Genomic DNA, 18,556 nt, shown 5'->3' with positions numbered 1-18,556 from the left:
TCGGTTTCTTACCACCTGTCACGGTCCGCCATTGCCCGGTCACGAACATATAGGTTACGGTGACCTAGGTGTGGATCGAGATCCTCTTGCTGGCGAAGCTGGACCGCGAGCCGATGCACGGCTACGAACTGCGCAAGGCCGTGGAGGCTTCGACGGGCCACACCTTGTCGAACAACTCGCTCTACCCGACGCTGCGGCGCTTCGTCGACGCCGGCGCGGTGAGCCGCAGCGCCGAGGAGCAGGAGGCGAAACCGCCGCGGCACGTCTACACGATCACCGGCGTCGGGCGGGAGCTGCTGCGCGACATGCTCGCCGACTTCCCCGGCGAACTGGCGCTCAACGAACCGGAGTTCCTGGCCAGGGTCGGGAACTTCGGCCGGCTGAGCCGGGACGAACGCGCCCGCGTGCTCGACGTCCGCAAACAGGCACTGCTCGCCGAACGGGCCCGGGTCACCGGGCTCGCTGCCGGGCAGGCCGACCCGTGGGGCCGCGCGGCGCTGCAGCACGTGCTCGGAAAGTTCGACGCCGAGCTCCGCTGGCTCGCCGACCTCGAAACCGAACTGAGGAGAGACGCATGACCACCACCGAAGAGACGCCTCGTCTCCCCTTCGCCCGGGCGAACGCGCTCGCCATCGCGCCGGACTACGAGATCCTCCGCCGGCAGGCCCCGATCAGCCGGGTGCTCACCCCGGCCGGCGACCCGGCGTGGCTGGTGACGTCGTACGAAGAAGCCAAGGAGATCTTCCGCGACAAGCGCTTCGGCCGCTCGCACCCCGCCCCGGAACAGGCGTCGCGCATCTCGCACGCCGCGGTGCAGGACGGCCCGAGCGGCGACTTCGAGACCGAAGAAGCCGAGCACAAGCGGATGCGCCGGATGCTCGCGCCCGCGTTCTCCGCGCCCCGCATGCGCGCCCTCGGCGACCGGATCGCCGAGCTGACCGACCGCTGCCTCGACGACCTGCAGGCCGCGCACGACGCCCACCCGGGCGAGCCGGTCGACCTGACCGACTTCCTCGCGTTTCCCCTGCCGGTGCTGGTGATCTGCGAGCTGCTCGGCGTGCCGTACGCCGACCGCGAGAAGTTCCGCGGCCTGTCCGAGCGGATCGCGAGGATGGACGGCGGCGAAGACGCGCAGGCGGCCATGACCGAGTTCAAGGCCTACATGACGAAGCTGGCCGACGAGAAGCGCGCGGACCCGCGGCCCGACGTCATCTCCGACATGGTCGCGGTCCAGGCCGACGATCCGACGTTCACCGACGACGACCTCGCCCGGATGGGCGCCGGCCTGCTGTTCGCCGGCCACGAGACGACGTCCACCCGGATCGCGATGGGCACGTTGTTCCTGCTCAGCGACACCGCCCGCCGCGACCGGTTCGCCGCCGACCCCGAGGGGGAGGTGAACCGGACGATCGAGGAGATCCTGCGGCTGACGGCGACCAGCGGCACCGGCCTGCTGCGCTACGCCCACGAGGACGTCGAGGTCGCCGGGACGCGGATCATGCGCGGCGACGCCGTGCTCATCTCCAGCGATGCGGCCAACCGCGACGCCGCGGTGTTCGCCGACCCGGACGAGTTCGACCCCGCCCGCACGCCGAACGTCCACCTCGCCTTCGGCACCGGCGCGCACGTCTGCATCGGCGCCAACCTCGCCCGCACCGAACTGCGGACGGTGTTCCCCAAGCTGTTCTCCCGGTTCCCCGGCCTGCGGCTGGCGGCCGGGATCGACGAGATCCCGGTCCGCGTCAACCGTGTCGCCGGCGGCGTCGACGCCGTTCCCGTGACCTGGTGAGGAGGAGCCGATGAAGATCACCGCGGACACCGAGGGCTGTGTCGCGTCCGGACAGTGCGTGCTGCTCGCGCCGGGGACGTTCGACCAGGACGAAGAAGCCGGCACCGTCGTCCTGCTCTCCGACGAGCCGGCGGCCGGCGAGGAGGACGCGGTCCGGCAGGCGGAGCTGACCTGCCCGGCCGCCGCGATCCGGCTTTCGGGGTAGCGGGCGGCGCGTCCCGTTTGCCGGTTAACCTGCACCGATGACCGCACAGCCGGGCCGCCGACGGGACGCGGCCGCGACCAGGGCCGCGCTGCTCGACGCCGCGGCCGTGCTGTTCGCCGAGCGGGGGTTCGACCGCACGACCGTGCGGGACATCGCCGGGCAGGCCGAAGTCAACCAGGCGCTGCTGTTCCGCTACTTCGGCAGCAAGGAAGCGCTCTTCGAGGCGGTGGTGGCCCGCAACGGGCGCGAGCACCTGGCCACCACACCGCCCGAACGGCTCTTCAGCGCTTCCCTGCGCGGCATGCTGGCGCCGGAAGGCCCGCGGAACCGGACGCTGGAGACGTACCTGCGCTCGTCCGGCAGCGACGGCGTCGGGGCCACCCTCCGGCAGGAGATCGGCGAGGAGTACGCGCGGGTCCTGGCCACGCTGACCGACGCGCCGGACGCCGGGCTGCGCGCCGACCTCGCGCTCGCCTGGCTGATGGGCATCGCGCTGGTCCGCGAGGTCACCGGCAAGGAACCGCTGGCCAGCGCCGACCCCGAGCACGTCAGCGAGCTGGTGCTCACCGCCGTCCGGACCCTGCTGGAGCGCAGCGAGTAGTCAGGGCAACGCGCGCCGGAGCAGCTCGGCCAGGTGGACCGGTGTGCGCCCCGACTCCTGGGCGATCTGCGTCCGGCAGCTGAAGCCGTCCGACACCACCACCGTCTCCGGGGACGCCTCCCGGATCGCCGGGAGCATCCGGTCCTCCGCGACCGCCTTCGACACTTCGTAGTGGCCGCGCTCGAAGCCGAAGTTGCCCGCCAGGCCGCAGCACCCCGAGTCGAGGGTCGTGTTGCGCACCCCCGCCGCCGCGAGCGCCGACTCGTCGGCGCCGAAGCCCAGCACCGCGTGCTGGTGGCAGTGGACCTGCGTGATCGCGTCGACGTCCAGGGCCGCGAACGGGATCGGCGCCCGCTCCAGCAGTTCCGCGAACGTGAACGTCCGGGACGCCAGCACCGCGGCACGCTCGTCGCCCGGCAGCAGCGCCGGCAGGTCGCCGCGGAAGAGGGCCGTGCAGCTCGGTTCCAGCCCGGCCACCTCGTAGCCCTCGTCGAGGTACGGCGCCAGCACGTCCAAAGTACGCGTCAGGACACGGCGCGCGACCCCGAGCTGGCCCGTCGACACCCACGTCAGTCCACAACAGACTCCCCGGTCCGGCAGCACGACGTCGTAGCCCGCCGCGGTCAGGACTTCGTGGGCCGCGTCGAGCACCGAAGGCGTCAGGTAGTTGTTGAACGAGTCCGGCCACAGGACGACACGCCGCTCCCCCGAAGCCCGGCGCCGCAGATCCGCCCGCGAAGACGTGAACGCCGAGGGGGCGAAGGTCGGCAGCGAGCGTTCCGGCGCGATCCCGCCGAGCCGTTTCAGCAGCCCCGACAGCCGGGGAGAGCGTCCGACGGCGTTGGCCAGCTTCGGCATCCGCGCGCTGAGCCGCAGCCACAGCGGCAGCCAGCCCATCGAGTAGTGCGCCGCCGGGCGCAGCCGCCGCCGGTAGTGCTGGTGCAGGAACTCCGCCTTGTACGTCGCCATGTCGACGTCCACCGGGCAGTCCGAGAGGCATCCCTTGCAGGACAGGCACAAGTCGAGTGCGTCGTGCACTTCGGACGATCGCCAGCCGTCGGTGATGACCTCACCGTTGATCATCTCGGCGAGCAGGTGCGCACGCCCGCGCGTCGAGTGCTGTTCCTCGCGGGTGGCGCGGTAGCTCGGGCACATCACGCCGCCACCGCTGGTGTTGCGGCACTTTCCCACGCCGACGCAGCGCCGCATCGCCTGGCCGAAGCTCCCGCGGTCCTCCGGATAGCCGAGGAAGACACTGTCCTCAAAGGAGTCAGCGGTGGCCCGTACGCGCAGATCGGCGTCGACCGGCCGCGGCGCCACCAGGATGCCGGGGTTCATCCGCCCGGCCGGGTCGAAGATCGCCTTGAACCGCCCGAAGAGGGCCATCATCTCCGGGCTGTACATCCGGGACAGCAGCTCGGACCGGGCCTGGCCGTCGCCGTGCTCACCGGACAGCGACCCGCCGTGCGCCGCGACGAGGTCCGCCGCCTCCTCCAGGAACCGCCGGAAGTCGGCCACGCCCGGCGCCGACAGCAGGTCGAAGTCCAGCCGCAGGTGGAGACAGCCTTCGCCGTAGTGGCCGTAGACGACGCTGCGCCGGCCGTGCGCCCGCATGAGTTCTTTGAACTCGCGCAGGTACGCGCCGAGCCGTTCCGGTGGCACGGCCGCGTCCTCCCAGCCCGGCCAGGCTTCCGAGCCGTCCGCGAGCCGGGTCGCGAGGCCCGCGCCCTCCTCGCGGATGCGCCAGAGCCCGCGCTGCGCCGCCGGGTCGTCGACGATCGCGAACCCGGTGAGGTCCAACGACGCCGCGAGCGCACGGGCCCGAGAAGCCGGGTCGTCGCCGGCCAGCTCGACGAACAGCCACGCTCCGCCCGGCGGCAGATCGCCCGCGCGGCCCGGCAGCATCGCGACGAGCTCCGCATCGACGCCCTCGACGGTCAGCGGCGACCACGGCAGGATCGCCGGCACGGCGTCGGCCGCGGCGATGTCGGACGGGAAGCCGAGCACGGCAAGCACGCGACGAGCGGGCAGCTCGGCCAGCTCGACCGTCGCTTCGAGGATCGTGACGCAAGTGCCCTCCGAACCGACGAGTGCCTTCGCGACGTCGAAGCCGTTCTCCGGCAGCAGGTGTTCCAGCCCGTAGCCGGACACGCGCCGCGGCCACGTCGAAAGTTCCTTGCGCAGCAACGCCAGGTTGTCGCGCACCAGGGCGCGCAGTTCGTCGAAGATGCGGCCCTCGGCGGGCTCTTCGCGGCCGACCCGCAGCCGCGTGCCGTCGTAGAGCAGGACGTCGAGCGAGCGGACGACGTCGACTGTGCGCCCCCACGCCACCGAGTGCGAGCCGCACGCGTTGTTGCCGATCATACCGCCGAGCGTGCAGCGGCTGTGCGTGGAGGGGTCCGGGCCGAACCGCAGCCCGTGCGGCGCGGCGGCCGCCTGCAGGTCGTCGAGCACCGTGCCGGGCAGCACCCGCGCGAGCCGGGTCTCCGGGTCCAGCGAAAGCACCCCGCCGACGTGGCGCGAGGTGTCGATCACGAGACCCGGCCCGCACGCGTTCCCGGCGACGCTGGTGCCGCCGCCGCGCGCGATCACCGGCAGGTCGCGGGCGCGCGCCTCGGCGACCGCGGCGATCACGTCGTCGACGGTCTCCGGCAGCACCACGCCCCTGGGCACGTGGCGGTAGTTGGAGGCGTCGGTCGTGTACAGCGCGAGCGTGGCGGCGTCGGTGAGGATCTCCACGCCCCCATTCAAGTCGACGAAGGGCCTCCGTACCGCTCCAGCGGGGTATGTCCGAAACCACACTCCGGGCCGGGCGCCGTGCGACGATCCGCGCCATGACGATCGACCTGCACGCGCACAGCACGGCCTCGGACGGCACGACGCCGCCCGCGGACCTCCCCCGGCTGGCCGCCGAGGCCGGGCTCACCGTGCTCGCCCTCACCGACCACGACACCTTCGCGGGCCTGGCGGCGGCGTCGCGGGCGGCTCTCGACGTCGAACTGGTCCCCGGCGTCGAGATCTCCTGCCGGCTCGACGACGCCGAGGTCCACCTGCTCGGCCTCTTCGTCGACCCCGGGCACGCGCCGCTGGCCGCCGAGCTGGAGCTGATCCGCACCGACCGCGCCCGCCGCGCGGTGCGGATGGTCGAGCGCTGCCGGGAACTGGGCGCGCCGATCACCCGGGAGCAGGTCGAAACGATCGCCGCCGGCGCCCCGCTCGGCCGTCCCCACGTCGCGGCGGCGCTGGTGGCCGCGGGCGTCGTCGCCGACACCGCCGGCGCGTTCACCCCCGGCTGGCTCGCCGACGGCGGCCGGGCGGACGTCCCCAAGCACGTCCTGCCCACCGTGGACGCGATCGCGCTCGTCCGCGCGGCCGGGGGCGCGGCCGTGCTGGCCCACCCGCGTTCGGCGAAACGCCGTGCCGAGGTCGCCGACGCGCAGCTGGCCACGCTCGCCGAAGCCGGGCTGGCCGGGATCGAGGCCGACCACCCGGAGCAGGCCCCCGAGGTGCGGCGGCGGCTGCGTGCGGTCGGCGCGGAGCTGGGCCTGCTCACGACGGGGTCGAGCGACTTCCACGGCGACCGCAAGCCCGTCCGCCTCGGCGAGTGCACCACCTCGCCGGACGTGCTGGCGGCACTGCGCGAGGTCGCCGGAAGCCCGTCGCGTCACTGAGCAGTACGTGCCGCCGCACCGGAAGCGAGCCGGCGCTCGGCCAGCGCGGCGGCCTCGTGCAGCGGCGTGGTCGCGTTGGCCTTCGCGGCCGCCAGGAGGTCCGTGACGGTCTTCTCGACCGTCTCGACGCGGCCGAGCGCGGCCTCGTGGTCCAGGCCTTCGGCTTCGCGCGGGGTGTCGAGCGGGGTCTCCGCGCTCAGGGCGCCGCCGACCGCGGCCGGGATGACGACGTCCGCGGTCAGGGTCAGCGCCTTCTCCGGCTCGGCCCAGGTCAGGCCGAGCCGCTCGGCTTCGGCGCGCTTCGCCGGGTCGATGTCGGAGACGACGACGTCGGCGCCGGCCCGCTGGAGGCTCGCGGCCAGGTGGGCGCCGACCGAGCCGTAGCCGCTGACGACCACCTTCCGGCCGGCCATCTCCGGGCTGCCGGACACCGCCGTGGCGGCGGCCCGGCCAGGACGCCGACGGCGGTCGGGCTGCTGGAGGAGCCGGTGCCGCCCGCGGACTCGGGCGTGCAGAACGCGAACGCCGAGACCTCGCGCAGCACCAGCATGTCGGCCGGGCCGGTGCCGACGTCCGGGCCGGCCAGGGAGGTACCGTCGAACTCGGCGATCAGGCCGGCGTGGTCGAGGAGGACAGGCGGAGGACGTCGTCGACGGCCTGGGGGAGGTCGGCGTAGGGCTTCAGGCGGCAGCCGCCGACGGCCGGGCCGAGGGCGCTCGAGTGGATCGCGACCATCGTGGTGACGCCGGATCGACGGCCACGCCGGGCGACGAGCTGTTCATGTGCGGTCATGGCGACCGAAGTCAGCGTGAAGATCGACGCTGTCGACTTGTCGCCGAACTAAATTCGGTGTGGCCGAGGAGGTCCCGTGCTGGACGCACTTGATTCGGCGATCGTGCGCCATCTGCAGGAGGACGCCCGGCAGACCGCGGCTACCACGGGCAGTGACGATTTCCGGATCGAAGTGACCACACCCGGTATCGACGCGCTGCCTGGCCGGCCGGCTCGCGTTGCGCCGCGAGATCGTCGGTTTCCGGACGTCGATCGTTTTCCGTCACCTCCGCAAGACGACGCTTGAACCACTTCCACCGGGGTAACCCCGGTGAGTGCGACACGCCACCCCTAAGTGTTCCCCTGAAATACCCGGGTTCGCACCCTCAAAGGCGGAAAATGTCGGTGGTGAGCGGTCTAATGAGCACGACGGGAAGGAGGCACCGCCATGACAACGGAACTGAACCACCGTGAGCGGGCCACATTGAGAGCCGTGGCCGGGGGCCGCGCCGAGATCAGCTGCAGCTGCGAGCCCGACCTGTTCATCGACGGCCTGAGCTGCTGCGACCAGTCCACCGTGCACCGGCTGGCGCGGCTCGGCCTGATCGCCCCGGCCACTCCCGGCAAGTGCGGCACGCGGGTCCCCGCGGTGCTCACCGAGGCCGGCTCGCGCGCGCTGGGCGAGGTCTTCGCCGCCGCCGCGTAAGTGCATTGCCGCGCACCGGGGTCACTGACAGCATCACCCGATGCACGTATTCCTCGAAACCGAGCGGCTGATCTTCCGCCGGTTCACCGAGAACGACGCCGGCTCGCTGTTCGAGCTCTACGACGACCCGGCCGTGATGAAGTACCTCAATGGGGGACAGCCGGCGGACCGCACCGAGATCGCCACGCTGGATCTCCCCGCGTTCCTCGGTTACTACGAGCGTTTCCCCGGCTACGGGTTCTGGGCGGCGATCGAGAAGAGCACCGGCGATTTCTGGGGTGGTTCCATTTTCGCCCGCGCCCGCACGATCCCCCGGACGAGCCGGAACTGGGGTACCGGCTGCACCAGCGGGCCTGGGGCAAGGGTTACGGAACCGAAGGCTCGGCGGCACTGCTCGCCAAGGGCTTCACCGAACTGGGGGTCCGGCGCGTCACGGCGGGCACCATGGTGGTGAACAAGGCCTCACGCCGGGTGATGGAGAAACTGGGGATGACGCTCGTCCGCACCTACTTCGCAGAGTTCCCGGAGCACGAGCGGGCGCCGGGCAGCGAACACGGCGAGGTCGAGTACGCGATCACCCGCGAGCAGTGGCTGGCGCGGTCGTGAGTGTTCAGAAGGGTGGGAACCCTCCTGAACACTCACGACCTCCAGATCAGCGGTATACCTCGAACTCGTAGATCCGGGCCGCGCCGTTGCCGTCGTTGGCCGGGGTGGTGAGGTTCAGCTTCACGTACCGGGCCGACCGCGTCGTGATCGGATGGTAGGTGCGGCCGGCCCGGGAACCGGTCACCGACGCGACGGTCGTCCAGGTGGAGCCGTCGGTCGACGTCTGGATCGTGAAGGCGCCGGTGTTCCAGCCGGTCGTCTCACCGCCCAGGCCGGCGTGCTTGACGACGAACGACGACACGTTCTGCGCCGACCCGAGGTCGACCTGCAGGAACTTCGTGGCCGCGGTGGAGCAGAACTTGCTGTTGTTCGCCAGGCTGCCGTCGACGGCCTTGTCCGCGGTTTCGGCCGAGTTGCACGCCGCCGAGCCCGTAGCCGCCTTGCCCTGCGCCAGGTTCGTGCCGAGCTCCGGCGCGGCGGCCGGCGGCGTGAACCCGTCGTTGTACGACGGCGGGACGTCCGCCGCGCTCGTGCCCCAGGCGCTCGGCGACGAGCCCATCGTGTAGTTCAGCGTCGACGCGCCCGCGATGTCGCCGTAGCGGATCCACGACTTGGTCGTCGCCGTGCCGTTGACGCTCAGGCTCTGCACGTACTGCGCGCCCTGGCCCGCGCCGGTGCCGTTGATTCGGATCGTGCCGCTCGGGCGGATGATCGAGACGGCCGGGAACAGCGGGCCGTGCAGGGCCAGCACGTCGGCGCCCGGGGTCGCCGGGTACATGCCCAGCGCGGCGAAGACGTACCACGCCGAGGTCGCGCCGAGGTCGTCGTTGCCGGGCTCGCCGCCCGCGCCGGTGGTGAACGACTCGTTCATCACGCGCCGCACCGCCGAGCTGGTGCCCTGCGGGTGGGCGGCGTAGTTGTACGCCCACGGCACGCCGTGCTCGGGCTCGTTGCCGATGTAGAAGTACGGCTGGGTGAGGCCGCCGTTGAGCTGCGTGAAGTGGTGGTCCAGCCGCTGGACGGCCGTCTTCGCCCCGCCCATCAGGTTGATCAGGCCCTGGTAGTTGTAGGGCACCATCCACGTGTACTGCGACGGGTTGCCTTCGGTGTAACCGCTGTCGCTCGACGGGACGACCGGCCACGCCCACGTGCCGGTGCTGCCGCGCGGCTGGATGTAGCCGGAGTCGGTGCCGAACACGTTCTGCCACCACTGGGCACGCTGCATGTACGTGGAGTACTTCGTCGTGTCGCCGACGGCCTTCGCGAACTGGGCCACCGCGAAGTCCGACGCCGAGTACTCGAGCGAGTCCGACGGGTCCTCGGTGACGTAGTGCCGGCTGACGTACCCGGACTGGCGCCCGCGGATCGCCTGGCCCTGCGCGGTGCCGCCGTTGGAGCTCTTGTCCATCAGCGTCAGCGCCGCGGCGGTGTCGAAGCCGCGGACGCCGAAGGCGTACATGCTGCCGACGACGATCGGCCCGGGGTCACCGGTCATCACGAAGTGCTCGTTGTTGTTGTGCGACCACTTGGGCAGCAAGCCGCCCTGCTGGCCGTCCAGCACCATCGACTTCGCGATGTCGCTCGCTTCGTTGGGCGCGAGGAGCCCGATCAGCGCGGCCCACGAGCGGTAGATGTCCCAGCCGGAGTAGTTCTGGTACACGGTGTGCGACGCGGTGTGGATCGCCTGGTCGAACCCGCGGTACTGGCCGTTCGTGTCGCTGGCGATGTTCGGGTTCTGGAACACGTGGTACAGCGCCGTGTAGAACTTCTGCAGGTCCGCCGCCGCGCCGCCGGTCACCTGGACGCGGTTGAGGATCGCGTTCCAGCTCGTGTCGGCCGCGGCGCGCGTCCCGGCGAAGTCGAAGCCGGGGTTCTCGGCGGCGAGGTTCGCCTGCGCGTTGGCCAGGCTGACGAACGAGATGCCGACCTTCGCCTGCACGGTCGCGTTGGTGGAGGTGTCGAAGGTGACGTAGCCGCCGGAGTTCGTGCCGCTGGTGCTCGCGGACCCGGCGTTCACCGTGCCGCCGAGCCAGGTGCCGAACCCGGTGGGCGCGCGGTCGAACTGGATCACGTAGAAGATCTGGTAGGTCTTGGACGAGCCGCAGAACCCGCCGCCGGTCGCCGTGCCGGTGAGCTGGCTGCCGCTGATGCTGACGGATCCGGTGCGGTTGCCGGTGGCGCTGCGGCTCGGGTTGACCAGCAGGCGCGCGGACGTCGTGTTCGGGTAGGTCAGCTTCATGGAGCCGGACCGCTTCGTGGCGGACAGCTCGACGGTGGTGTTGTAGTTGTCGAGCTTGTTCTTGTAGTACCCGGGCGCGGCCGACTCGTTCGCCTTCGTGTAGCGGCCGGCGTAGCCCGTCCAGCCGGTGCCCGGCGACGTCCCGATGGCGCCGGTGATCGGCAGCAGGCCGAGGTCCTCGTTGTTGGGGCAGCCGGCGCCGTTGAAGTGGGTGAGGCTGAACTCTTCGATGCTGGTGTCGCTGTAGCGATAACCGGACGGCGACCCGGTCGGGGTGTCCGGGCTGAACTGCACCATGCCGAACGGCACGGCCGCGCCCGGGTAGGTGCTGCCGCCGGCGCCGCCGGGCACGGGGTTCGGGGAGTTGCTGTTGTCCGTGCCGATGAAGGGATTCACGTACTGCGTGAGGGCCAGCGTGTCGGCGCCGGCGGGCATGACGGGCAGCGCGACGAGCCCCGCTCCCCCGACGACCGCGGCGGCCACGGCGGCGCGCAGCCGTCTGGCGAATGGTCCGGACATGAACCTTTCCTCTCCTTGCCGCACGCGCGTTCCGCTGGGCGACAACGTTGTCGGGCAAGCGAAGCAGGTGGTGACATCGTTGTCAGCGCGGCTGGCGCCGCGCTGACGACGTTCTGGTGATCGAGGTGGTGCCGGAACTGGAGTGGCAGGACATGGTGGCACGGCCGGACCCGGGCGCGGTAGCACCAAAAGTTTTGTTGCCCGGCAAGCAAATCCGGGACCGGACCACTCAGCGCCGGTGGACCACCCAGTGGTCGCCGAGGGCGGTCGTCGTGGCTTCGCCGTTCGTCAGCTCCGCGAGCCGGCTTTCGAACGCCGGGACCTCGTCCGGCGCCAAGCCGATCTCGAAGCGGGCCAGAGCGTCGAAGCGGGTCGCGTGGACCAAGTACGGCGACGCGCGCAGGTCGTTCTCGAGCCGGCCCGCGCGGTCGTAACTCACCGCCACTTCCACGAGCCTGAGACGCCGGTGTTCTAGTACACCAACCACTTCCAGTGCGTCCGAAACGGACTGACCGTACGCGCGGATCAGCCCGCCCGCCCCGAGCAGCACTCCCCCGAAGTAGCGCGTCACCACCGCGACCGTGTCCGTGACTTCGCGGCGGCGCAGCACTTCCAGCATCGGCGTGCCCGCGGTGCCGGCCGGTTCACCGTCGTCGCTGGAACGCCGGGTTCGCCCATCAGGCCCCAAAACGAACGCGTGGCAGTGGTGTCGCGCCCCCGGTTCGGCGCGCCGGCGGGCCGCGATGAACTCGCGCGCGGCCTCTTCCGACGTCACCGGAGCGAGCGCGCAGAGGAACCGGGACCGCTTGATCTCGACCTCGTGGACCCCGGATCGAGCCACGGAGAGATAACGATCAGTCATCGGACGAGTCCGCCATGCACCCAGCTTGCCACCCGGCGCGGGAGGCGCGACACGTGCCCCAGACCACTTGGGACGGACGTTTCCGCAGCTCAGAGGCGACTTCGACCGACAGACGGGAGCGCCAGCCCGGCATATGGGACTACCCCGGGGCCCGTCAACGCAAGCGTGGCATTTCCCACCCGGGGACGACGACGTATGTCGATAACAGCGAATTCACACTATCGTCATAAGACCCGGCGAACCCGGGAGTAACACCGCGCGCTCCGGCTGACCCCCACCACAGTGGTCCGTCTGTGCGCGCAAGCAGGACCGACATGTTCGGCTGCCCAGCGCTGTGCGGCCTCCCAGATGACCCGCGTCCGGTTTCCGAGCATCGACGCCCGGCCGACGCTTCGCGGCATCCAGCACTCAGACCACGCCGACAACAGCAACTGTTCTCGACTGACCATCGCGGTACCGGACCACTTCGTTAACCGGTTCAGCTCGAACCACTCGATGAGGTGAGTACCGGTCGCGCCAACGCCTTGGGAGGCGGCCAGCCGTGACCCACCGTGCCCGTTCCCTGTCCCCCACGGGGCAGCAGCTCAGCAACGCCGAGGCCGAGGGCCTCTACCGGAGCGACTTCGAACACGACGCCTGCGGTGTCGCCTTCGTCGCCGACCTGACCGGCCGCCGAGATCACGCGATCGTCGCGAAGGCCCTGGTCGCGTTGCGCAACCTGGAACATCGCGGGGCGCGGGGCGCCGAACCGGACACCGGCGACGGCGCCGGCCTGCTGATCCAGATCCCGGACGAGTTCTACAGGGAGGTCGTGGACTTCGAGCTCCCCGAGCCCGGCACCTACGCCGTCGGCACGGCTTTCCTGCCGCAGGACGAAAAGCGCCGCGGCCGGGCCATGACGACCATCGAGCGCATCGCCGCCGAGGAGGACATGCGCGTCCTCGGCTGGCGCGAACTGCCCGTGCACACCGAGCACTGCGGGCCGACCGCGGCCGAGACCATGCCGCACTTCACGCAGCTGTTCCTCACCGCGCGCCGGCCGAAGCCGGAGCATTCGGACCCGCTGCACATCGAGCGCAGCGCGTTCTGCGTCCGCAAGCGCGCCGAGCACGAGCTCGTCGAGGACGGCGTGTACTTCCCGAGCCTGTCCTCGCGCACGATCGTCTACAAAGGAATGCTCACCGAGCCCCAGGTCGAGCGGTTCTTCGCCGACCTGACCGACGAGCGCGTCACCAGCGCCATCGGCCTCGTGCACTCCCGCTTCTCCACCAACACCTTCCCGTCGTGGCCGCTCGCGCACCCGTACCGCTACGTCGCGCACAACGGCGAGATCAACACCCTGCGCGGCAACCGCAACTGGATGGACGCCCGCGAAGCCCTCCTCGAAACCGACCTGGTCCCGGGTGACCTCAAGCGGATCTACCCGGTCATCACGCGCGGCGCCAGCGACTCGGCGAGCTTCGACGAGGTGCTGGAGCTGCTCCACCTCGGCGGCCGGTCGCTGCCGCACGCGGTTCTCATGATGATCCCGGAAGCCTGGGAGAACCACCAGGAAATGGACCCGGCGCGACGCGCCTTCTACGAGTTCCACTCGACGCTCATGGAGCCGTGGGACGGCCCCGCGCTCGTCGCCTTCACCGACGGCAGCCAGATCGGCGCGGTCCTGGACCGCAACGGCCTGCGCCCCGGCCGGTACTGGGTGACCGACGACGGCCTCGTCGTGCTCGCCTCCGAGGTCGGCGTGCTCGACATCGACCCGGCGACGATCGTCCGGAAGGGACGCCTCGAGCCCGGCCGGATGTTCCTCGTGGACACCGTCGAGGGCCGGATCGTCGAGGACGACGAGATCAAGACCGAACTGGCCACCGCGCACCCGTACGACGAGTGGGTCGAGGCCGGTCTGGTGAACCTCGAGGACCTGCCCGAGCGCGACCGGGAAGTGCCGCTGCACGCCGCGCTCGTGCGCCGCCAGCAGGCGTTCGGCTACACCGAGGAAGAGCTCGAAGCCATCCTCGAGCCGATGGCCCGCACCGGCGCGGAGCCGATCGGCTCGATGGGCAACGACTCGCCGATCGCGACGCTGTCCAGCCGGCCGCGGCTGATCTTCGACTACTTCATCCAGCTGTTCGCCCAGGTGACCAACCCGCCGCTGGACGCCATCCGCGAGGAGCTCGTCACCGCGCTCGGCACCCAGATTGGCGCGGAGCCGAACCTCCTGGTGGGCAACGCCGCCAGCTGCCGCCGGATCGCGCTGCCGTTCCCGGTGCTCGACAACGACCAGCTCGCCAAGCTGGTGCACGTCAACGACGACGGCGACCTGCCGGAGTTCCAGGCGGTCACCGTGCTCGGCCGCTACAACGTCCACGGTGGCGGCGAGGCGCTGGTCCAGCGCCTCGACGAGATCCGCGCCGAGGTGTCGGAGGCGATCGAGGACGGCGCGCGGCTGATCGTGCTCTCCGACCGCGGGGTCGACGAGAACCACGCGCCGATCCCCTCGCTGCTGCTGACCGGCGCGGTGCACCACCACCTCGTCCGTGAGAAGACGCGCACGCAGGTCGGCCTCATCGTCGAGGCCGGCGACGCGCGCGAGGTGCACCACATCGCGCTGCTCATCGGCTACGGCGTCGCCGCGGTGAACCCGTACCTCGCGATGGCGACCGTCGAGGAGATGGCCCGCCAGGGCCTGATCCCGGGCGTGACGCCGAAGGAAGCGACGTACAACCTGATCAAGGCGCTCGGCAAGGGCGTCCGCAAGACGATGTCCAAGATGGGCGTCTCGACCGTCGCGTCCTACACCGGCGCGCAGATCTTCGAGGCGATCGGGCTCGGCGAAGAGGTCATCGAAAACTGCTTCACCGGCACGACGTCCCGCCTCGGCGGGGTCGGTTTCGAGACGCTCGCCGAGGAGGTCGCCAAGCGGCACGCGTACGCGTTCCCGGCCGACGGCGTCCGTCCCGCCCACCGCGAGCTGGAGACCGGCGCGGACTACCAGTGGCGCCGCGAGGGCGAGCCGCACCTGTTCAACCCGCAGACGGTGTTCAAGCTGCAGCACTCCACGCGGTCCGGGAAGTACGAGATCTTCAAGGAGTACACGAAGGCTGTCGACGACCAGGCCGAGAAGCTGCTGACGCTGCGCGGACTGTTCGACTTCGAGTACGGCAAGCGGGCGCCGGTGCCGATCGACGAGGTCGAGCCGGTCTCGGAGATCGTCAAGCGGTTCGCCACCGGCGCGATCTCCTACGGCTCGATCTCGATGGAGATGCACCAGACCCTCGCCATCGCGATGAACCGCCTCGGCGGGAAGTCCAACACCGGTGAGGGTGGCGAAGACGCCGAACGGCTCTACGACCCGGAGCGCCGAAGCGCCGTGAAGCAGGTCGCCAGCGGCCGGTTCGGCGTCACGAGCGAGTACCTCGTCAACGCCGACGACATCCAGATCAAGATGGCACAGGGCGCCAAGCCCGGCGAAGGCGGGCAGCTGCCCGGCGCGAAGGTGTACCCGTGGATCGCGAAGACGCGGTTCTCGACGCCGGGCGTCGGCCTCATCTCGCCGCCGCCGCACCACGACATCTACTCGATCGAGGACCTGGCGCAGCTGATCCACGACCTCAAGAACGCCAACCCGAAGGCCCGCATCCACGTGAAGCTGGTGTCCGAGGTCGGCGTCGGCACGGTCGCGGCGGGTGTCTCGAAGGCGCACGCCGACGTCGTGCTCATCTCGGGCCACGACGGCGGGACGGGCGCGTCGCCGCTGTCGTCCATCAAGCACGCGGGCGGCCCGTGGGAGCTCGGCCTGGCGGAGACGCAGCAGACGCTGCTGGCCAACCGGCTGCGCGACCGGATCGTGGTGCAGACCGACGGCCAGCTCAAGACCGGCCGTGACGTCGTCATCGCGGCGCTGCTCGGCGCCGAGGAGTTCGGCTTCGCGACCGCGCCGCTGGTGGTGTCGGGCTGCATCATGATGCGCGTCTGCCACCTCGACACGTGCCCGGTGGGCGTCGCGACGCAGAACCCGAAGCTGCGCGAGAAGTTCAGCGGCAAGGCCGAGTACGTCGTCAACTTCTTCGAGTTCATCGCCCAGGAGGTCCGCGAGTACCTGGCGGAGCTGGGCTTCCGGTCGATCGCCGAGGCCGTCGGCCACGCCGAGTTCCTCGACAAGCGCAAGGCCGTCGACCACTGGAAGGCGGCCGGGCTGGACCTGTCGCCGATCTTCCACGTGCCCGACATGGCGCCCGCCGGCCTGCGCCTGCAGCAGACGCTGCAGGACCACGGGCTCGAGAAGGCCCTGGACAACACGCTGATCCAGCTGGCCGAGGGCGCGTTGAACTCCGGCGACAAGGTGCGGCTGGAACTGCCCGTCCGCAACGTGAACCGGACCGTCGGCACGATGCTCGGCTCGGAGCTGACCCGGCGGTGGGGCGGCGAGGGCCTGCCCGACGACACCATCGACGTCACCTTCACCGGGACCGCGGGTCAGTCGTTCGGCGCGTTCGTGCCGAAGGGCATCACGCTGCGGCTCTACGGCGACGGCAACGACTACGTCGGCAAGGGCCTCTCCGGCGGCCGGCTGATCGTGCGCCCGCCGAAGGAGGCGCGGATCGCCGCCGAGGACCACATCATCGCCGGCAACGTGATCGCCTACGGCGCCACCAGCGGCGAGATCTTCATCCGCGGCAAGGTCGGCGAGCGGTTCTGCGTCCGCAACTCGGGCGCGCTGGCCGTCGTCGAAGGCGTCGGCGACCACGGCGGCGAGTACATGACCGGCGGTCGCATGGTCGTGCTCGGCCCGATCGGGCGCAACTTCGCGGCCGGCATGTCCGGCGGCATCGCCTACGTGCTCGACCTGCCCGCGCACCGCGTCAACCCGGAGATGGTCGACCTCGACCCGCTCGACTCCGAGGACGCGGACTTCCTGCGCGAGACGCTGGAAAAGCACTACGACGAAACGGAATCCGCCGTCGCGCGGGAGCTGCTGGCCGACTGGGACGCGGGCGTCGACCGCTTCGGGAAGGTCATGCCGAAGGACTACAAGCGCGTGCTCGCGGCCCAGGTCCAGGCCGAACGGGACGGGCGCGACGTGAACGAGGCGATCATGGAGGCCGCACATGGCTGACCCCAAGGGCTTTCTGACCACCACCCGCGAAGAGCCGAAGCGCCGTCCGGTCGACCTGCGGCTGATGGACTGGCGCGAGGTCTACGAAGACTTCGCGTCGACGAAACTGGAGAAGCAGGCCGGCCGCTGCATGGACTGCGGCATCCCGTTCTGCCACCAGGGCTGCCCGCTCGGGAACCTCATCCCGGAGTGGAACACCCTGGTGTGGCGGGAAGACTGGCAGCAGGCCATCGAACGGCTGCACGCGACCAACAACTTCCCGGAGTTCACCGGCACGCTGTGCCCGGCGCCGTGCGAAACCGCGTGCGTGCTCGGGATCAACGACGACCCGGTGACGATCAAGCGCGTCGAGATCTCCATCGTCGACCGCGCCTTCGAAGAGGGCTGGGTGACGCCGCAGCCGCCCACCACGAGGACCGGCAAGAAGGTCGCGGTCGTCGGGTCCGGCCCGTCGGGTCTTGCCGCGGCGCAGCAGCTCACGCGCGCGGGCCACAGCGTCGTGGTCCTCGAGCGGGCCGACAAGATCGGCGGGCTGCTGCGCTACGGCATTCCCGAGTTCAAGATGGAGAAGCACCGCCTCGACCGGCGTCTCGCGCAGATGGAGGCCGAGGGGACGGAGTTCCGCACCTCGGTGAACGTCGGCGTCGACGTCACCGCGGCCGAGCTGCGGTCGTCGTACGACGCCGTGGTCCTCGCCGGTGGCGCGACCGACTGGCGCGACCTGCCGATCCCCGGCCGCGAGCTCGACGGCATCCACCAGGCGATGGAGTTCCTGCCGCCGGCCAACCGGGTCGCTTCGGGCGAGCTGGCGAAGTCGCCGTTCGACGCTTCGGGCCTGGACGTCGTCGTCATCGGCGGCGGCGACACGGGCGCGGACTGCGTCGGGACGTCGCACCGCCAGGGCGCTCGTTCGGTGACGCAGCTGGAGATCATGCCCAAGCCGCCGGAATCGCGTTCGGACGCGCACCCGTGGCCGACGTACCCGATGATCTACCGGGTGTCCTCGGCGCACGAAGAGGGCGGCGAGCGGATGTACGCGGTGAACACCCAGGAGTTCCTGGGCGACTCCGCCGGGCGCGTCCGGGCCCTGAAGCTGGTCGAGGTGCGCAACGAGGGCGGCAAGTTCGTCCCCGTCGAAGGGTCGGAGCGCGAGCTGCCCGCGCAGCTCGTCCTGCTCGCGATGGGCTTCCTCGGGCCGCAGAAGAAGGGCCTGATCGAGGACCTCGGCGTCGAGCTGGACGCGCGCGGCAACGTGGCGCGCGACAAGGCGTTCAAGACGAGCCTGGACAACGTCTTCGTGGCCGGCGACATGGGCCGCGGCCAGTCCCTGATCGTCTGGGCGATCGCGGAGGGCCGCAGCGCCGCGGCCGGCGTGGACGCCTACCTGACCGGGCGCGAGGTGCTGCCCCGGCCGATCGCGCCGACGGACCGGCCGATCGCGTAAGACCCGGCGCCGGCGGAGGTGTCACTGTCG

The 18,556-nt window shown here is 70.9% G+C and carries 14 protein-coding genes and 1 pseudogene; 10 read left to right on the top strand and 5 right to left on the bottom strand.

Translation table 11 applies throughout. From position 1 onward, the window contains the following. The first annotated feature begins 68 nt into the window (after nt 1-68). The 4 genes from ACZ4TR_RS46060 to ACZ4TR_RS46045 are packed head-to-tail and all read left to right on the top strand — an operon-like array spanning nt 69 to nt 2,595. Nucleotides 69-578 (top strand): PadR family transcriptional regulator, encoded by a 510-nt coding sequence (locus tag ACZ4TR_RS46060; RefSeq protein ID WP_364512037.1) that lies wholly within the window; start codon nt 69-71, stop codon nt 576-578. Beyond that, nucleotides 575-1,789: a cytochrome P450 gene (locus ACZ4TR_RS46055; protein ID WP_465295066.1), complete on the top strand. Its 1,215-nt coding sequence runs from the start codon at nt 575-577 to the stop codon at nt 1,787-1,789. Before ACZ4TR_RS46060 ends, ACZ4TR_RS46055 begins: the two co-directional genes overlap by 4 nt. 10 nt (nt 1,790-1,799) lie before the next feature. Next, nucleotides 1,800-1,994 (top strand): ferredoxin, encoded by a 195-nt coding sequence (locus ACZ4TR_RS46050; RefSeq protein ID WP_465295065.1) that lies wholly within the window; start codon nt 1,800-1,802, stop codon nt 1,992-1,994. Nucleotides 1,995-2,031: 37 nt separating this feature from the next. Then, the gene (locus ACZ4TR_RS46045) at nt 2,032-2,595 is read left to right on the top strand and encodes a TetR/AcrR family transcriptional regulator (protein WP_465295063.1); all 564 of its coding nucleotides are present in this window, start codon (nt 2,032-2,034) and stop codon (nt 2,593-2,595) included. On the opposite strand, the gene ACZ4TR_RS46040 is transcribed toward ACZ4TR_RS46045, so the two are convergent. After that, nucleotides 2,596-5,334, bottom strand: a complete 2,739-nt coding sequence (locus ACZ4TR_RS46040; protein WP_465295061.1) for an FAD-binding and (Fe-S)-binding domain-containing protein — start codon at nt 5,332-5,334, stop codon at nt 2,596-2,598. 95 nt (nt 5,335-5,429) lie between these two features. On the opposite strand from ACZ4TR_RS46040, the gene ACZ4TR_RS46035 reads away from it, so the two are divergent. Continuing rightward, nucleotides 5,430-6,266 carry a PHP domain-containing protein gene (locus ACZ4TR_RS46035; protein WP_465295059.1) on the top strand — a complete coding sequence of 279 codons (837 nt, stop codon included), beginning with the start codon at nt 5,430-5,432 and terminating at the stop codon, nt 6,264-6,266. Here the strand turns inward: ACZ4TR_RS46035 and ACZ4TR_RS46030 are convergent. Together ACZ4TR_RS46030 and ACZ4TR_RS46025 are read right to left on the bottom strand one after the other, a co-directional pair. Further along, nucleotides 6,260-6,697 carry an NAD(P)-dependent oxidoreductase gene (locus ACZ4TR_RS46030; protein ID WP_465295057.1) on the bottom strand — a complete coding sequence of 146 codons (438 nt, stop codon included), beginning with the start codon at nt 6,695-6,697 and terminating at the stop codon, nt 6,260-6,262. The two genes, ACZ4TR_RS46035 and ACZ4TR_RS46030, sit on opposite strands and share 7 nt — an antisense overlap. A 178-nt stretch (nt 6,698-6,875) precedes the next feature. Beyond that, complete coding sequence (locus tag ACZ4TR_RS46025; protein ID WP_465295055.1) at nt 6,876-7,058, bottom strand: Glu/Leu/Phe/Val dehydrogenase dimerization domain-containing protein; 183 nt, start codon at nt 7,056-7,058, stop codon at nt 6,876-6,878. A 76-nt stretch (nt 7,059-7,134) separates the two neighbouring features. Here ACZ4TR_RS46025 and ACZ4TR_RS46020 point away from each other — a divergent pair, with 76 nt between their 5' ends. The 3 genes and pseudogenes from ACZ4TR_RS46020 (at nt 7,135) to ACZ4TR_RS46010 (ending at nt 8,349) form a co-directional block, all read left to right on the top strand. Beyond that, nucleotides 7,135-7,344, top strand: coding sequence for a hypothetical protein (locus ACZ4TR_RS46020; protein ID WP_465295053.1), 210 nt, complete (start codon nt 7,135-7,137; stop codon nt 7,342-7,344). A 141-nt stretch (nt 7,345-7,485) separates the two neighbouring features. Then, the gene (locus tag ACZ4TR_RS46015) at nt 7,486-7,743 is read left to right on the top strand and encodes a hypothetical protein (protein ID WP_465295051.1); all 258 of its coding nucleotides are present in this window, start codon (nt 7,486-7,488) and stop codon (nt 7,741-7,743) included. Nucleotides 7,744-7,783: 40 nt separating this feature from the next. Further along, nucleotides 7,784-8,349, top strand: a pseudogene (locus ACZ4TR_RS46010) (GNAT family N-acetyltransferase). Between the two features lie 46 nt (nt 8,350-8,395). On the opposite strand, the gene ACZ4TR_RS46005 reads toward ACZ4TR_RS46010, so the two are convergent. Both ACZ4TR_RS46005 and ACZ4TR_RS46000 read right to left on the bottom strand, forming a co-directional pair. Next, a complete protein-coding gene (locus ACZ4TR_RS46005; RefSeq protein ID WP_465295049.1) occupies nt 8,396-11,107 on the bottom strand; it encodes a GH92 family glycosyl hydrolase in 2,712 nt (903 codons plus the stop codon). Between the two features lie 229 nt (nt 11,108-11,336). After that, on the bottom strand, nt 11,337-11,969 hold the full coding sequence (locus tag ACZ4TR_RS46000; RefSeq protein ID WP_465295047.1) for a YigZ family protein: 633 nt from the start codon (nt 11,967-11,969) through the stop codon (nt 11,337-11,339). A gap of 541 nt (nt 11,970-12,510) precedes the next feature. Between ACZ4TR_RS46000 and gltB the strand changes: the two genes are divergently transcribed. Together gltB and ACZ4TR_RS45990 are read left to right on the top strand one after the other, a co-directional pair. Further along, entirely contained in the window at nt 12,511-17,082 is a 4,572-nt protein-coding gene (gene gltB, locus ACZ4TR_RS45995) for a glutamate synthase large subunit (RefSeq protein ID WP_465295045.1), read from the top strand. After that, entirely contained in the window at nt 17,075-18,526 is a 1,452-nt protein-coding gene (locus ACZ4TR_RS45990) for a glutamate synthase subunit beta (RefSeq protein WP_465295043.1), read from the top strand. The genes gltB and ACZ4TR_RS45990 overlap by 8 nt, the downstream gene beginning before the upstream one ends. Nucleotides 18,527-18,556: the final 30 nt, after the last annotated feature.

The sequence above is a fragment of the Amycolatopsis sp. NPDC028719 genome (assembly GCF_055565395.1).
Note: the sequence above shows the minus strand (reverse complement) of the source record. Positions and strands in the feature narration are given on the sequence as shown.

Excerpts from the sequence above, each read along its gene's own strand:
- ACZ4TR_RS46055 (WP_465295066.1), top strand. The coding sequence starts at position 575 with ATGACCACCACCGAAGAGACGCCTCGTCTCCCCTTCGCCCGGGCGAAC.
- ACZ4TR_RS46045 (WP_465295063.1), top strand. The coding sequence starts at position 2,032 with ATGACCGCACAGCCGGGCCGCCGACGGGACGCGGCCGCGACCAGGGCC.
- ACZ4TR_RS46025 (WP_465295055.1), bottom strand. The coding sequence starts at position 7,058 with ATGACCGCACATGAACAGCTCGTCGCCCGGCGTGGCCGTCGATCCGGC.
- ACZ4TR_RS46050 (WP_465295065.1), top strand. The coding sequence starts at position 1,800 with ATGAAGATCACCGCGGACACCGAGGGCTGTGTCGCGTCCGGACAGTGC.
- ACZ4TR_RS46015 (WP_465295051.1), top strand. The coding sequence starts at position 7,486 with ATGACAACGGAACTGAACCACCGTGAGCGGGCCACATTGAGAGCCGTG.
- ACZ4TR_RS46035 (WP_465295059.1), top strand. The coding sequence starts at position 5,430 with ATGACGATCGACCTGCACGCGCACAGCACGGCCTCGGACGGCACGACG.
- ACZ4TR_RS46000 (WP_465295047.1), bottom strand. The coding sequence starts at position 11,969 with ATGACTGATCGTTATCTCTCCGTGGCTCGATCCGGGGTCCACGAGGTC.
- ACZ4TR_RS45990 (WP_465295043.1), top strand. The coding sequence starts at position 17,075 with ATGGCTGACCCCAAGGGCTTTCTGACCACCACCCGCGAAGAGCCGAAG.
- ACZ4TR_RS46005 (WP_465295049.1), bottom strand. The coding sequence starts at position 11,107 with ATGTCCGGACCATTCGCCAGACGGCTGCGCGCCGCCGTGGCCGCCGCG.